This window comes from Pseudoalteromonas atlantica (assembly GCF_043641955.1).
In the GTDB taxonomy this organism is placed as follows: domain Bacteria; phylum Pseudomonadota; class Gammaproteobacteria; order Enterobacterales; family Alteromonadaceae; genus Pseudoalteromonas; species Pseudoalteromonas atlantica_A.
In genome coordinates this window covers 249,815-263,804 of record NZ_JBHZRV010000004.1, presented here as the reverse complement: position 1 = coordinate 263,804, position 13,990 = coordinate 249,815, and the positions used below count along the sequence as shown (strand labels likewise).

Here is a 13,990-nt window from a genome sequence, read left to right as displayed (position 1 = left end):
AAGTCTTACGATAAGTATTCATTCACGTACTGTGATTAAGTAGCGCTTTTAATTTACCGGGCTTTATCGGTTTGGATAAGTAATGAATATTAGCGGCTTTAGTCGCTTGTTTTAGTTCATCATCACGCACCGCGGTAATCAAAATAGCGGGTACCGGGCTTTGCCAAATTTCACGCAGGGTTTTAATAAGCGTAATACCATCACAGTCATGGCCGAGTTGGTAATCCATTAAAATAACATCTGGCGCTTTATGCGCCTTTGCATACTCCATCACCGTTTCAACTTGGTCAAACAATTGGTGATCAGCTTGCCACTTCTGCAATAAACTCGCCATGGCATTGAGGTTTTCAGGGTCATCATCCACAGCAATAACATTCATTGCCGCGCGGTTTTCAAACAAGCTATTAGTGGCCGTTTTTTGCTGTACAAATTGGTTGTCGCCGTAAGGAACTTCAATACTAAAGCGGCTGCCTTTATTAACCGTTGAATGCACTTCTAATCGCAGGCTCAGTAAATCTACCATACGTTTTACAACGCCTAAACCTAGCCCTACACCTTTGTTGTCACCGGCTTCTATGCGGTAAAAATCGTTAAATATCTTCGCTTGTTCACTATCACTAATACCGGGGCCTGTATCCCAAACTTCAATACGTAGATGGTGCTTACGTTTACGGCATGCAACGAGTACTTTGCCACTTTCGGTGTATTTGACCGCATTAGATACCAAATTTTGAATTATTCGGCGTAAGTAAGTAATGTCGCTGTGCACAATCTGTCCTTGCGAGCGAACATGTAATTTAAGGCCTTTTTCACTAGATAAAATAGCGTACTCATTACGCAGTGGCGCTAAAATATCGTCAATATTAAAATGGCGTGGTGACGGGGTCATAGCACCTTGTTCCAGCTTAGCAATTTCAAGAAGGGCTGACATAAGGTGCACGGTTGAATCGAGACTCGCGCCGAGCTTTTCAAAGTTATTGATATTATTGTCAGCTAACGATTTTTCATCAATGGCTGCTAAATATAACCGCGCGGCATTGAGTGGCTGTAAAATATCATGGCTGGCGAGCGCTAAAAAGCGTGTCTTGCTATCATTTGCTTGCTCTGCTTCTCGTTTGGCTAAAGTGAGTGCTTGCTCAGTTTGAACGCGGCTGTCGATTTGCGCTTCGAGATCTTTGTTGATTGTACGTATTTCTTGTGTACGGGCCTCAATGCGGTTTTCAAGGTCCATGTTGACCTCTTCGAGCGCATTTTGTGTGGCAATGTGCGTGGTGATGTCTGAAAAGCTGGTAACAAACCCGCCATCAGGCAGTGGGTTGCCTGTCATTTCGTATACTTGGCCATTGCGACGATGACGGATGAAGTGATGAGACGTGCCATTTTTTAAATGTTGTACGCGTTTTTCTACTTGTCGGTCTATTTCACCTGGGCCGCACTCTCCGCGCTCTGCGTTGTAACGGATAATATCTTCAATTGGTTGGCCTACTTCTAAAAAGTCAGCAGGGTAATCAAACATTTCAGCGTATCGTTTATTCCACGCAACAAGGTTTAGTTCTTTATCAACAACAGAAATTCCATGACTTAAATTCTCAAGAGATGTGAACAATAAGTTTTGGTTAAATTGCAGGGCTTGTGTGGTTTCGTCAAAAAAGTTAACCACTTCTTCAAAGGCCATGCGTTTACCTGAGGCCACAGTATGAACAAGTGCTTGAGCAGAGGACGCACCAAGCACACCTGTAAGTGCACGTTCACAATATGCAATAAATTCAGAAGAAGGGTGAGCGTTGTTATCACCAAGTGGATTTGTGAGCGAGAATTGAGCCATAACTTGCTGACTGCGTTGTACACCTAAGAAAGTTTGCAGCAGTACTTTAAAATCATAAATAGTGGCTTGAACGTTTTTATTTAAACGCCTAGCAAGTACAGCTTGTTCTTTTGGATTAACAAATGCAGCTGCTTGAATTTTGTCAATTAAACGCTCATCTGCACCTAGTGAGAAGCTAATATAACAACCTATATTCGCAAAAAGGGCAATGAGTGTGCCACGGGTAATGAGTGTTTGCTGAAGCTCTGTGTTAAGGGTGTTTCCGGCATCTAAAATTGGCAGCATTAAAAACAATACCCAACAACTAAAGCCAGCTAATAATCCGGCGTAAACACCATAAGCATGGCCTTTTCGCCAATATAAACCACCTACAATGGCTGGTAGAAGTTGTGTAACAAGTGAGAAGGCCACCAACCCCATACTTGCCAATGCTTTTCCGTGGCCAAACCATTGCTGATAAAAATATGACAAAATTAAAATACCAGCAATAGTAAAGCGTCTAACTAGTAAAATCTGCGATTTATAACTGGTGGTGATTAGGTTACGTTTAAACTTACGGCGCAACATTAATGGAAGCACCACATCATTTGAAATCATCGTACTGAGAGTCAGAGTTGCTACGACGATCATCGCAGTGGCTGCGGAAATACCACCAATAAACACAAATGTGGTAAGAGAGATATTTTCATGCATTAACGGTAGCGCGAGTACAAAGCTGTCAGGTGAAAACCCGTTGCCGATGTTAGGATGAATGGCTGCGGTTGCTATCGGTAAAATCATCGCTGCGGTCAGTAGTAAATAAAGCGGGAATGCCCAACGCGCTGTGAATAAATGTCGTTTGTCTTGGTTATCGACTACGGTGACATGAAATTGTCTTGGTAAACATATAATTGCCGCTGCGGCCATTAATGATTGACCAATAAAGTTAAAGCCAAAAAAGTTAAAATTATTCCAATGTGACCAGAGCGATTCACTGATTAATACTTCGCGCTCTTCGGGTAAATTTAACAAGGTGTATACCGCTAAACCAGCAACTGCGACCAGTGCGAGTAATTTTATTAACGATTCAAAGGCAACTGCTAGCATTAGGCCTGAGCGGTACTCTGTGACATCTACTTTACGAGTGCCAAAAAATATGGCGAACATGGTCATTACAAGTGTCGCAGACAAAGCGACCATAGAGCCTGATATTTTGTTGTCGCTTTGTAGTAGCAAAAAGCTACTACTGAGTGCTTTTAACTGTAATGCGATGTAAGGAATGGTTGCAAGTAAAGCAATTACGGTGACCATGATCGCGGTAGTTTGACGTTTGCCATAACGTGCAGAGATAAAATCAGCAATGGTGGTGATGTTTTGTTTTTTACTGACTAGCACCAGCTTACGTAAAAAACCTTGGCCAAATATAAATAATAACGCAGGCCCTAATAAAATAGGTAAATAACTCCAACTGCTGGTTGCAGCAGTCCCAACAGAGCCGTAATACGTCCACGAAGTACAATAAATCCCCAGTGAAAACGAGTATACAAACGGGTGGTGGCTAATTCGTTTTGATAATGGGGTGGTTTTATCTCCCCAGTTAGCTAACCAAAATAATACGCCTATGTAGGCTAAAGCGACAAATATCAGTGCGGCAGTCATGTCTTAATACAATTTTTATTATGTTGCTTCATACCATACCAGAAGTTGTCAGTAATTTGCGTCGTCAATTTATAAAGGTTATTTAACAGTATTTATAACCCTTTGAAAAATAATAAAATAGTTAAAATCTGTATTTTTATTAGACTAATGTCGAAGATCATCATAAAAGCGTATTTATATTACTCAGTAGTGTGTTAAAAATCGTTAAGTTGCTGATTTTAATGTTTTTTAACTTTAGTTTAACAGTTGGTGTTTTGCAGTTTACGTAAACGTTAACTTGATGTTACGACTATGGTCTCAAATCAATCTTGTTAAGGCATTGCTAAGTTTAATAATGAAAATAAAAACACATCACTTTTTTCAGTGTTGAAGAGGAAAATAAAATGGCTTTTAAAGATGAAGAACAAGCAAAAGCTTACTGGGCGGAAAACATTTCGCTGCTATTTAAATTATTAGCAGTTTGGTTTGTTGTGTCGTTTGGTTTTGGCATTTTACTGGTAGATGTACTTAATGAAGTACGTTTTTTTGGGTTTAAACTCGGCTTCTGGTTCTCCCAGCAAGGCGCTATTTACACCTTTGTGGCTTTGATTTTTGTTTACGTTTTCAAAATGAACACGTTAGATAAAAAATACGGCGTAGACGAATAGGAGCTTAAGTAATGGATGTTCAAACACTCACATTTTTGATTGTTGGTTTAAGCTTTGCGCTTTATATCGGCATTGCAATTTGGGCGCGTGCTGGCTCAACAAATGAATTCTATGTAGCTGGTGGTGGTGTACCGCCGCTGGCAAATGGTATGGCAACCGCTGCTGACTGGATGAGTGCTGCGTCATTTATTTCAATGGCGGGTATTATCTCGTTTGCAGGTTATGACGGTGGCGTATACCTAATGGGCTGGACGGGTGGTTATGTACTACTTGCGATGTGCCTTGCACCTTATCTACGTAAATTTGGTAAATTTACGGTACCTGACTTTATTGGCGATCGTTACTACTCTCGCACAGCGCGTATGGTGGCAATATTTTGTGCTATTTTCATTTGCTTTACTTACATTGCAGGGCAAATGCGTGGCGTAGGCGTTGTATTCTCACGCTTTTTAGAAGTTGAGATAGAAACCGGTGTTTACATTGGTATGGTGATCGTATTTTTCTATGCTGTATTAGGTGGCATGAAAGGGATTACCTATACTCAGGTAGCACAATACTGTGTATTAGTATTCGCTTATTTAGTGCCAGCAATTTTCATTTCAATGATGATGACAGGACACTTCTTCCCACAAACCGGTTTTGGAGCCACTTTAAGTGATGGTTCAGGCATGTATGTTCTTGATAAGCTCGATGGCTTGAGCTCTGAACTTGGTTTTGCCCAATACACCGAAGGCTCTAAAAGTATGATTGATGTATTTGCAATCACTGGTGCCTTGATGGTGGGTACAGCGGGTTTACCTCATGTAATTGTACGTTTTTTCACTGTTCCTCGTGTTAAAGATACGCGTATTTCAGCGGCATGGACTTTAGTCTTCATCGCGATTGTATACACCACAGCACCAGCAGTTGCGTCATTTGCTCGCGTAAACATGATTGATACTATCAATGGTAAAGATGGCAGCGGTACCGAGTACGCACAAGCACCTGCTTGGATTAAAAACTGGGAAAGAACAGGGCTTATTACCTTTAATGATAAAAATGGTGATGGCAAAATGTTCTATACTGCAGGTAAAATTGATGACCCAAGTAGTGCTAATGAGGTAAAAGTTGACCGCGATATTATGGTGTTGGCAAACCCTGAGATTGCTAACTTACCAGCGTGGGTTATTGCATTAGTTGCAGCGGGTGGTATAGCGGCTGCGCTTTCAACAACCGCAGGTTTATTATTGGTTATCTCGACCTCTGTTTCGCATGATTTACTCAAGCGAACCCTAAAACCGGATATAAGTGATAAACAAGAGTTATTGGCAGCGAGGTTAGCTGCGATGGTAGCGATTGTTATCTCGGCATACTTTGGTATTAACCCGCCTGGCTTTGTGGCGTCGGTGGTGGCATTTGCATTCGGTTTAGCGGCTGCGAGCTTCTTCCCGGCGATCATTATGGGTATATTCTCAAAATCGATGAATAAAGAGGGAGCAATTGCCGGCATGGTAACAGGTATAACCTTTACTGCTGCTTACATTATCTTCTTTAAATTTGTTAGCCCTGAACTGAATAGCCCAGAGCATTGGTTCTTAGGTATTTCACCTGAAGGTATTGGTTTGATTGGTATGATTGTTAACTTTGGTGTTGCTGCAATTGTAATGAAACTAACTGGTGAAACACCTGTTGAAATTCAAGAAATGGTTGAAGGTATCCGCAACCCTAAAGGTTCTAGTGAAGCTCACGCCCACTAAATAATATATTGGTTATATATTTTGAAGCCCGACTTTTGTCGGGCTTTTTATTTTTAACGGATAGCAGTACAGTATTCGTACACTTATTTATGTGAGTACAGTTATGAATAATGAGCAGCAGGAAGTCGCCCAATTTGTTATAGCCCAAACACCCTTTAGCCAGATTGATACTAGTGCCACTGATTATTTTGTTGCTCACGTAGATAGTATTTATTTAACCCGTGAAAATCAGGCTCAGTGGCTACAGTCAGCGTCACCTAAATTATTTTTGATTCGCTCAGGTTTATACGATTTAGTTGATGCCAAAGGTGATGTGATCACACGTTTAGCGCAGGGAGATTATTTTGGGTTTCCGTCTTTACTAACCGGCGAGGCAATACAAAATCGTTTAGAAACGCAAAAAGAGGGCATTGTGTATATGCTCAATCAAGATGCCTTTGACTTTTTGCGCCGAGAATATAAACCGTTCGAGCAATACTTTGTGCGAGCGCATGCAAACCGATTACTTTCATCACATTACAAAAGTCAGAACGAAAGTTGGTCGGAGCGTAAGATTTCTGAGCTGATGTCTCGTAAAGCGGTTACTTTACCTCCCGATGCCAGTATTCGCCAAACGGCAAAGAAAATGAAAAAATATGGCGTTTCTTCAATCATGATCACTGAGTTTGAGAGATTAGTGGGGGTGGTGACAGATCGTGATTTACGTAATCGTGTGCTTGCAGATGAAGTAGATCCCAAAGAAGCTATCAGTTCGATAATGAGTAAAAAACCTAAATACATCTTTGAGAATAATCGGGTTTTTTCTGCTCTGCATTTAATGCTAAAACATAACATTCATCATTTACCCGTGCTGGATGAACATCATAAAGCGCTGGGCATGATCACCAGTACTGATTTACTTAGGCAGCAAAAAAGTGACCCTGTACAATTGATAGGGCGCATTTATAAAGCGCACAGTATTGTTGACTTAAAACGCTATGCAGCTGAAATACCTGAGTTACTAAGGGGCTTTTCGCATAATATTGATGATATTTCATTGATTGGCAAACTACTAAGTGGTTTAACGGATGCGTTAACTTCACGACTCATATACCTCTTTCAAGAAGATAATGGCGCAGCTCCCACTAGTTTTAGTTTTATCTGTTTTGGATCGCAAGCACGCGAGGAACAAACACTGCATTCAGATCAAGATAATGGACTTTTACTTCCTGATGACTTAAATGAGCAGCATCAAGATTATTTTCGTCGTATGGGTGAGTTTGTTTGTGAGCAGCTCGTTGAATGCGGTATCCGTCGTTGTCCTGGAAATATAATGGCTAGCAACGCGTTATGCAGAATGAGTATTTCAGATTGGTGTGAACGCTTTTTTAAGTGGATAAAAAGTCCGACGCCAGAGGCAATGCTTAACTGTAAAATATTTTTTGATTTGCGATTTATTGAAGGCTCAAACACACTTTATAGCAGCTTTTGTGAGCAGCTTACTCGTATTTCGCGTAACGAGTTATTTTATGCTGCCATGGCCAGTGATATTAAATCGACCCCAGTGCCAATTGGTTTGTTTAACCAGTTTAAATTAGAAAAAGACGCCAAACAGCACAAGTATATTGATTTAAAAAAGCGAGGTGTCGTAATTATCAACGACATAGTGCGTTTGTATGCGCTTAAAGCCGGTGTTCGTCGAGCAAATACACAAGAACGCCTTGATGCGTTATTGAAATACCCTGAACTAAATAAGCAAGATGTTTACAACTTAAAGGATTGTTGGCGATTTTTAACTCAGTTGCGGTTAAGAACGCAGATCAACGAAGAAGGCTTACCAAGTAATTGTATTAATCCTGATAAATTAAATTCGTTAGAACGTCATCAGCTTAAAGAGGCGTTTTATTTAATTAAACAAGCCCAACAAGCTGCAGCATTTAAATTTGCTCGAGGAAGCTTGTAATGACGGATAAACTGAGGGCTCAGCGTGGTTAAATTATGGCTTAGCCGATATATATCAAGGAAAAAGTTACTCGCTAAAAGTGTATTTAGCCAGCGTTTTATTGTGATAGATTTAGAGCTAACAGGTTTAGATGCAAAACAGCATGAGATAGTGTCAGTGGCATGGGTGCTAGTGGATCAGCAGTGTATAAAGTTAAGTAAAGCAGAGCACTATATTAATAAAGAAGTTAAACAACTTGAGCAAAGCCCGATTTTTCATGGGATTGCCCAACAAGAGGTTGCTCAGGGGCAAAGCTTAAGTGATATTTTAAACAAGCTCAGTAGGCATTTTGATGACTCAATTTTAGTGTTTCATAATGCAAGTTTAGATTGGAGTTTTTTAAAGTGTGCTTTCAAAGCACATGGTATAAATGCTAAACCGAAATTAATTATTGATACGTTTCAAATTGAAAAAAAGCGTTTACTGCAACAAGGTCAAGAAATAGCATTGGATGATTTAACGCTTGCAGCGTGTCGGGCACGATATAAGCTACCTCATTATTCTAACCATCACGCATTAACTGATGCGACCGCGACAGCAGAATTGTTATTGGCACAGTGTCATCAAATTAGTTGTGGAAATGAAATAAAACTAGCCGATATTGTAAAAGTCGCGCTTTAAAAGCAGTTATATTGAGTAGCATTTGTTACTATAAAGCACTGAAATTTCATTAATCAATTGGTTTTAAAATGAAAAATACTTTACTGCCTTCATTAGTTGGCGTGTTAGCCAGCTTATTTGTTGTATGGTGGTTACACGGATTTTTACTCGTTGACAGTTGTTTAGACAATGGCGGTTCGTTCAATTATGAAACTAACCTCTGTACTGGGGAAAATAGCCAGATAATCGAGCTTGCGACCTCTTCAACGATGCTTGTTACCTATTGCATTGTAATTATGGTTGTATCACTACTAACGGCCAGTTTAATTAGAAAAACTTTCAAAATATAGATACTCCAGAGGTTAGTGAGCAAAATTAGCTTCGCCAAAAAGAAGGTTAAACATTAATTTAACTTTGCCTCTTATATTCAAACCAAGGGTAATTACCAAAATCAGAGCCATCAAGAAAAGAGGCTAAACATTAATTTAACTTTGTCTCTTATATTCAACTGCAAGGTCGATTACCAAAATTTGGGCCATCAAGGAGAGGGGCTAAACATTTATTTAACTTTGTCTCTTATATTCAACCCCAAGGTCGATTACCAAAATCAGAGCCATCAAGAAGAGGGGCTAAACATTTATTTAACTTTGCCTCTTATATTCAACTGCAAGGTCGATTACAATACCGCCATCAAAAAGGCAGATTGCCTTTATCTGCAAGCAACTAGAGTGGATTTTCTTTCGAATGGCAATCAAACTTGCAATTAATGGTTTTGGTCGAATTGGTCGTAATATCGTTCGAGCACTGTATGAATCAGGGCTAAATGATGAGATCAAAATTGTTGCTATCAATGAATTAGCTGATCCTCAAGGGATCGCTCACCTCCTTAAATACGATACGTCTCATGGACGTTTCAAATTTCCTGTCACGCTCGGTGAAGACTGTATCAATGTTGCCGGCGATTCAATTGCATTATTTTGCGAAGAAAATCCGTGTGAGCTTCCTTGGCAGGTACTTGATATTGATGTGGTGTTAGAGTGTACAGGTGTGTTTCATTCTCGAGAGCATGCACAACTGCACTTAAATGCGGGCGCTAAAAAGGTGTTATTTTCTCAACCTGCGGATGCAGATGTCGATGCCACTATTGTTTACGGTATCAATGATGATGAATTAACCGCTGCACACACAATAGTATCTAACGGATCATGTACAACAAATTGTATTGTGCCTGTTATTAAAGTACTTGATGATGCATTTGAAATTGAATCGGGTGCCATCACCACTATTCATGCATCGATGAATGATCAACAAGTGATTGATGCTTATCACCATGATTTACGTCGTACACGTGCAGCAAGCCAATCAATTATCCCTGTTGACACCAAATTAGCACGTGGTATTGAGCGAATATTACCCAAATTTCATGGCCGATTTGAAGCCATCGCTGTACGAGTTCCAACGATTAATGTTACGGCAATGGATTTGAGCGTTACAGTGAATACAGACGTAGATTTGGTTGCGGTAAATAAAGCTTTAAAAGCGGCCGCGAAAGATAGATTAGAAGGTATTTTAAGTTATACAGAGGAGCCATTGGTCTCTGTTGATTTTAATCATGATGCACACTCATGTATTATCGATGGCACGCAGACACGAGTTAGTCATAAACGACTGATAAAGTTGTTAGTCTGGTGTGATAATGAATGGGGATTTGCTAACCGTATGATAGACACCGCACGGTGCATGATGGTTGCAAAAAGCTAGAATTATAATTAAGAATTTTTACTCAAGTCAGTATCGTTAACTAAGGAGAAGTCCATGTCGGTCATTAATATGGTAGATTTAGATTTAAACGGCAAACGCGTGTTAATTCGTGAAGATTTAAATGTACCAGTCAAAGCAGGTAAAGTGACCTCAGATGCACGTATCCGTGCAGCATTACCAAGCATCAAACTAGCCCTTGAAAAAGGCGCAAAAGTAATGGTGATGTCACATCTTGGCCGCCCTACGGAAGGGGAATTCAACGAAGAGTTTTCATTAGCTCCAGTGGTTGATTATTTAAACGAGGCACTTGAGCAAACAGTACGCCTTGAAAAAGATTACCTAGATGGTGTTGAAATCGCTGATAATGAAGTCGTTGTGTTTGAAAACGTACGTTTCAATGTTGGTGAAAAGAAAAACGACGAAGCATTGTCTAAAAAGCTCGCTGCACTGTGCGATGTATACGTAATGGATGCTTTTGGTACTGCTCACCGTGCACAAGCTTCAACCCATGGCGTTGGCTTGTTTGCTGACGTTGCATGCGCGGGTCCTTTATTAGCAGCAGAATTAGAAGCCCTAGGCAAAGCGCTTGATAACCCAGCGCGTCCGCTTGTTGCTATTGTTGGTGGTTCTAAAGTATCAACCAAATTAACAGTACTTGATTCACTTTCTACGATTGTAGATCAGTTAGTCACTGGTGGCGGTATTGCAAATACTTTCATAGCCGCTGCAGGTCATCCAGTAGGTAAATCGCTTTATGAGGCTGATTTAATCGATGAAGCTAATAAGTTATGCGCAGCAGCTAAAAGTAATAATGGCGAAATTCCAGTTCCTACTGACGTTGTTGTGGGTAAGGAGTTTTCAGAATCAACGGTTGCAACATTAAAAGATGTTAGTGAAGTAACTAGTGATGATATGATTTTTGATATTGGCCCAGATACAGCTAGTAAACTAGCTAAAATTATTGCTAACGCCGGCACTGTTGTTTGGAATGGCCCAGTTGGGGTATTCGAATTTGATCAGTTTGGTAATGGCACGCGTGCAATTGCACAAGCGATTGCTGATTCAGACGCGTTCTCAATTGCAGGTGGCGGCGATACGCTAGCAGCGATTGATAAATACGGTATTGGCGATAAAGTTTCATACATTTCAACTGGTGGCGGTGCTTTCCTTGAGTTTTTAGAAGGGAAAAAATTGCCAGCTGTTGCTATGCTAGAAGAGCGTGCTAAATAAAACGAGCATGCTTGTTGGTGTAAGTAAATTTACTTACACCAACTAACACCATTAATTAAATACCTCTCACCCTTATTTAATTACTGGTTTGTGTTAGCGGTAGGTTTGGCAAGTGCCAAGGCTGTCGTGATGCAGTGATTGCATCGAATTAAACTATTCCGTTCGACTAGGTAGTGTTGCGTTTACGCAGCTATCGATAATTTGGAGAATACCCAATGGCTTTAATCAGTATGCGACAACTTCTTGATCATGCAGCTGAAAATGGTTACGGCGTGCCAGCTTTTAACGTTAATAACCAAGAGCAAATCCGCGCTATTATGATGGCGGCTGATAAAACAAATAGCCCCGTAATTGTGCAAGGTTCAGCAGGTGCTCGTGCCTATGCTGGCGCCCCATTTATTCGTCATATGATTTTAGCTGCCATCGAAGAATGGCCACACATCCCAGTGGTTATGCATCAGGATCACGGTACTTCACCAGGTGTTTGCCAGCGTTCAATCCAGTTAGGTTTTTCATCTGTAATGATGGATGGCTCATTAATGACTGATGGAAAAACACCTTCAAGCTACGAGTATAATGTTGATGTAACACGCAAAACAGTTGAGCTTGCTCACTCATGTGGTGTATCGGTTGAAGGCGAGTTAGGTGTTTTAGGTTCTCTTGAGACTGGCGAAGCTGGTGAAGAAGACGGTGTTGGTGCTGAAGGTAAATTAACCACGGATCAAATGCTAACAGATCCAGAAGAGGCAGCTGACTTTGTTAGCAAAACTCACTGTGATGCGCTTGCAATTGCCTGTGGTACTTCTCACGGAGCTTATAAATTTACACGCCCACCAACGGATGACATATTAGCGATCGATCGTATTAAAGCGATACATGCACGTATTCCTAATACTCACCTTGTAATGCATGGTTCGTCATCAGTACCACAAGAGTGGCTTGAAATTATTAATCAATATGGTGGTGAAATCCCTGAAACATATGGTGTACCAGTTGAGCAAATCGTTGAAGGTATTAAGTTTGGTGTTCGTAAAGTAAACATTGATACAGATTTACGTTTAGCATCTACAGGTGCCATTCGTCGTCACTTAGCACTGAATCCATCAAACTTCGATCCTCGTAAATACCTTGCTGAAGCAACTAAAGCAATGACTGAGATCTGTGTAGCGCGTTATGAAGCGTTTGGCACTGCGGGTCAAGCAAGTAAGATCAAGCCAATCTCACTTGATGAGATGCACCTTAAATACTTATCAGGTGAGTTAGATCCTCAAGTTAAGTAATTTAAGCGATTGAAAATAAAGCCAGTATCTGAAAAGAGCTGGCTTTTTTTATGCGCGTACCATAAGGAAAGATCATTCCTTTACTAACTAATAAAGAAAAGATCGGGTTTTTACCAACGCTTTATTCTTGAGATCAGTCTTTTACTAAGGAACACGATCTAATATGTATTTTTTGTTTGAAAATCCAGCGTAAACCGTAATGTTTGAGCAAATGATCAACACCTTACATTCTCATGTTAGTACAATCACGATCCCAGATCTAAGTGGCTTAGTATAAACATGATCCGAATTTGTTTGCTTGGTATGAATTTGATCCAATGCTTATTTTTTAGATTATGAATTGGAATTAATAAGCTGATTTTTGAATTATAAAGTCAATTGTAGAAGATTGAAAATAGTAGTCTCTGACCTATTTCATTTGCAGTGAGGTGAGAGGAAGTTGATTGAACCAAGTCTAATTTATGAGTTTTTATGCTTTTTTTGCGTTGTTTGTGTTTTTTTTTTCGCTCATTTTAAGTTACACGTTACACTTTCATAAAAATGTCATACTTAGTCATAATAATGAAAACAAGTTCGATAACGAAAGAGAAGAATTGGAATGTCACGTAAAGTACTTGTCGTCGATGACGAAGCGCCTATTAGGGAAATGTTAGTTTTTGTATTAGAACAAAATGGATTTCAAGCGATTGAGGCCGAAGATTACGATTCTGCTATTGCAGCCATGGTTGAACCATACCCGGATATGGTACTACTGGATTGGATGTTGCCTGGTGGCAGTGGTATTCAAGTTGCTAAAAAGTTTAAACAAAATGAGCATACCCGCAAAATCCCTATCATCATGCTAACAGCCCGTGGTGAAGAAGAAGATAAAGTACGTGGTCTAGAGGTGGGGGCTGATGATTATGTAACTAAACCATTTTCACCAAAAGAACTGATGGCACGTATTAAAGCAGTTATCCGCCGAGTTTCACCAACGTCGTTAGAAGAGGCGATTGAGGTGCACGGTTTACGTTTGGATCCAATTTCACATCGCGTAACCTCGGATGGCAGTGAGCTGGATATGGGTCCTACAGAGTTTAGATTATTACACTTCTTTATGACTCACCCTGAGCGCGTATATAGCCGAGAACAATTGCTAGATAACGTGTGGGGGACTAATGTCTATGTTGAAGATAGAACAGTCGACGTGCATATTCGTCGTTTGCGTAAAGCGATTGCTCCTCTGGGCCATGATAGATTGGTTCAGACTGTGAGAGGCGCAGGTTACCGTTTTTCGAGTAAACTATAGTATC

General features: G+C 40.3%; 10 protein-coding genes. 9 read left to right on the top strand and 1 reads right to left on the bottom strand.

The genetic code is table 11. The features are described 5' to 3' along the window. Positions 1-22: 22 nt before the first annotated feature. Positions 23-3,463 (bottom strand): PAS domain-containing hybrid sensor histidine kinase/response regulator, encoded by a 3,441-nt coding sequence (locus ACHUE3_RS10720; protein WP_394192403.1) that lies wholly within the window; start codon positions 3,461-3,463, stop codon positions 23-25. A gap of 383 nt (positions 3,464-3,846) precedes the next feature. Between ACHUE3_RS10720 and ACHUE3_RS10715 the strand changes: the two genes are divergently transcribed. The 9 genes from ACHUE3_RS10715 to phoB all read left to right on the top strand — a co-directional run bounded on the left by ACHUE3_RS10715 (position 3,847) and on the right by phoB (position 13,986). Continuing rightward, positions 3,847-4,110, top strand: coding sequence for a DUF4212 domain-containing protein (locus ACHUE3_RS10715; protein ID WP_004586074.1), 264 nt, complete (start codon positions 3,847-3,849; stop codon positions 4,108-4,110). 11 nt (positions 4,111-4,121) lie between these two features. Then, a complete protein-coding gene (locus ACHUE3_RS10710; RefSeq protein ID WP_394192402.1) occupies positions 4,122-5,846 on the top strand; it encodes a sodium:solute symporter family protein in 1,725 nt (574 codons plus the stop codon). A gap of 103 nt (positions 5,847-5,949) precedes the next feature. Then, positions 5,950-7,788: a DUF294 nucleotidyltransferase-like domain-containing protein gene (locus ACHUE3_RS10705; RefSeq protein WP_394192401.1), complete on the top strand. Its 1,839-nt coding sequence runs from the start codon at positions 5,950-5,952 to the stop codon at positions 7,786-7,788. Positions 7,789-7,812: 24 nt separating this feature from the next. Next, complete coding sequence (locus ACHUE3_RS10700) at positions 7,813-8,448, top strand: 3'-5' exonuclease (protein ID WP_394192400.1); 636 nt, start codon at positions 7,813-7,815, stop codon at positions 8,446-8,448. 68 nt (positions 8,449-8,516) lie between these two features. Continuing rightward, positions 8,517-8,777 carry a hypothetical protein gene (locus ACHUE3_RS10695; RefSeq protein WP_394192399.1) on the top strand — a complete coding sequence of 87 codons (261 nt, stop codon included), beginning with the start codon at positions 8,517-8,519 and terminating at the stop codon, positions 8,775-8,777. 394 nt (positions 8,778-9,171) lie between these two features. Beyond that, entirely contained in the window at positions 9,172-10,188 is a 1,017-nt protein-coding gene (epd, locus tag ACHUE3_RS10690) for an erythrose-4-phosphate dehydrogenase (protein ID WP_394192398.1), read from the top strand. Positions 10,189-10,242: 54 nt separating this feature from the next. Then, the gene (locus ACHUE3_RS10685; RefSeq protein WP_394192397.1) at positions 10,243-11,418 is read left to right on the top strand and encodes a phosphoglycerate kinase; all 1,176 of its coding nucleotides are present in this window, start codon (positions 10,243-10,245) and stop codon (positions 11,416-11,418) included. 215 nt (positions 11,419-11,633) lie between these two features. Next, a complete protein-coding gene (fba, locus tag ACHUE3_RS10680) occupies positions 11,634-12,698 on the top strand; it encodes a class II fructose-bisphosphate aldolase (RefSeq protein WP_099294973.1) in 1,065 nt (354 codons plus the stop codon). 598 nt (positions 12,699-13,296) lie between these two features. Then, entirely contained in the window at positions 13,297-13,986 is a 690-nt protein-coding gene (gene phoB, locus ACHUE3_RS10675) for a phosphate regulon transcriptional regulator PhoB (RefSeq protein WP_394192396.1), read from the top strand. The last annotated feature ends 4 nt before the right edge of the window (positions 13,987-13,990 follow it).

Excerpts from the sequence above, each read along its gene's own strand:
- phoB (WP_394192396.1), top strand. The coding sequence starts at position 13,297 with ATGTCACGTAAAGTACTTGTCGTCGATGACGAAGCGCCTATTAGGGAA.
- ACHUE3_RS10710 (WP_394192402.1), top strand. The coding sequence starts at position 4,122 with ATGGATGTTCAAACACTCACATTTTTGATTGTTGGTTTAAGCTTTGCG.
- ACHUE3_RS10715 (WP_004586074.1), top strand. The coding sequence starts at position 3,847 with ATGGCTTTTAAAGATGAAGAACAAGCAAAAGCTTACTGGGCGGAAAAC.
- ACHUE3_RS10695 (WP_394192399.1), top strand. The coding sequence starts at position 8,517 with ATGAAAAATACTTTACTGCCTTCATTAGTTGGCGTGTTAGCCAGCTTA.
- fba (WP_099294973.1), top strand. The coding sequence starts at position 11,634 with ATGGCTTTAATCAGTATGCGACAACTTCTTGATCATGCAGCTGAAAAT.
- ACHUE3_RS10685 (WP_394192397.1), top strand. The coding sequence starts at position 10,243 with ATGTCGGTCATTAATATGGTAGATTTAGATTTAAACGGCAAACGCGTG.
- ACHUE3_RS10705 (WP_394192401.1), top strand. The coding sequence starts at position 5,950 with ATGAATAATGAGCAGCAGGAAGTCGCCCAATTTGTTATAGCCCAAACA.
- epd (WP_394192398.1), top strand. The coding sequence starts at position 9,172 with ATGGCAATCAAACTTGCAATTAATGGTTTTGGTCGAATTGGTCGTAAT.
- ACHUE3_RS10720 (WP_394192403.1), bottom strand. The coding sequence starts at position 3,463 with ATGACTGCCGCACTGATATTTGTCGCTTTAGCCTACATAGGCGTATTA.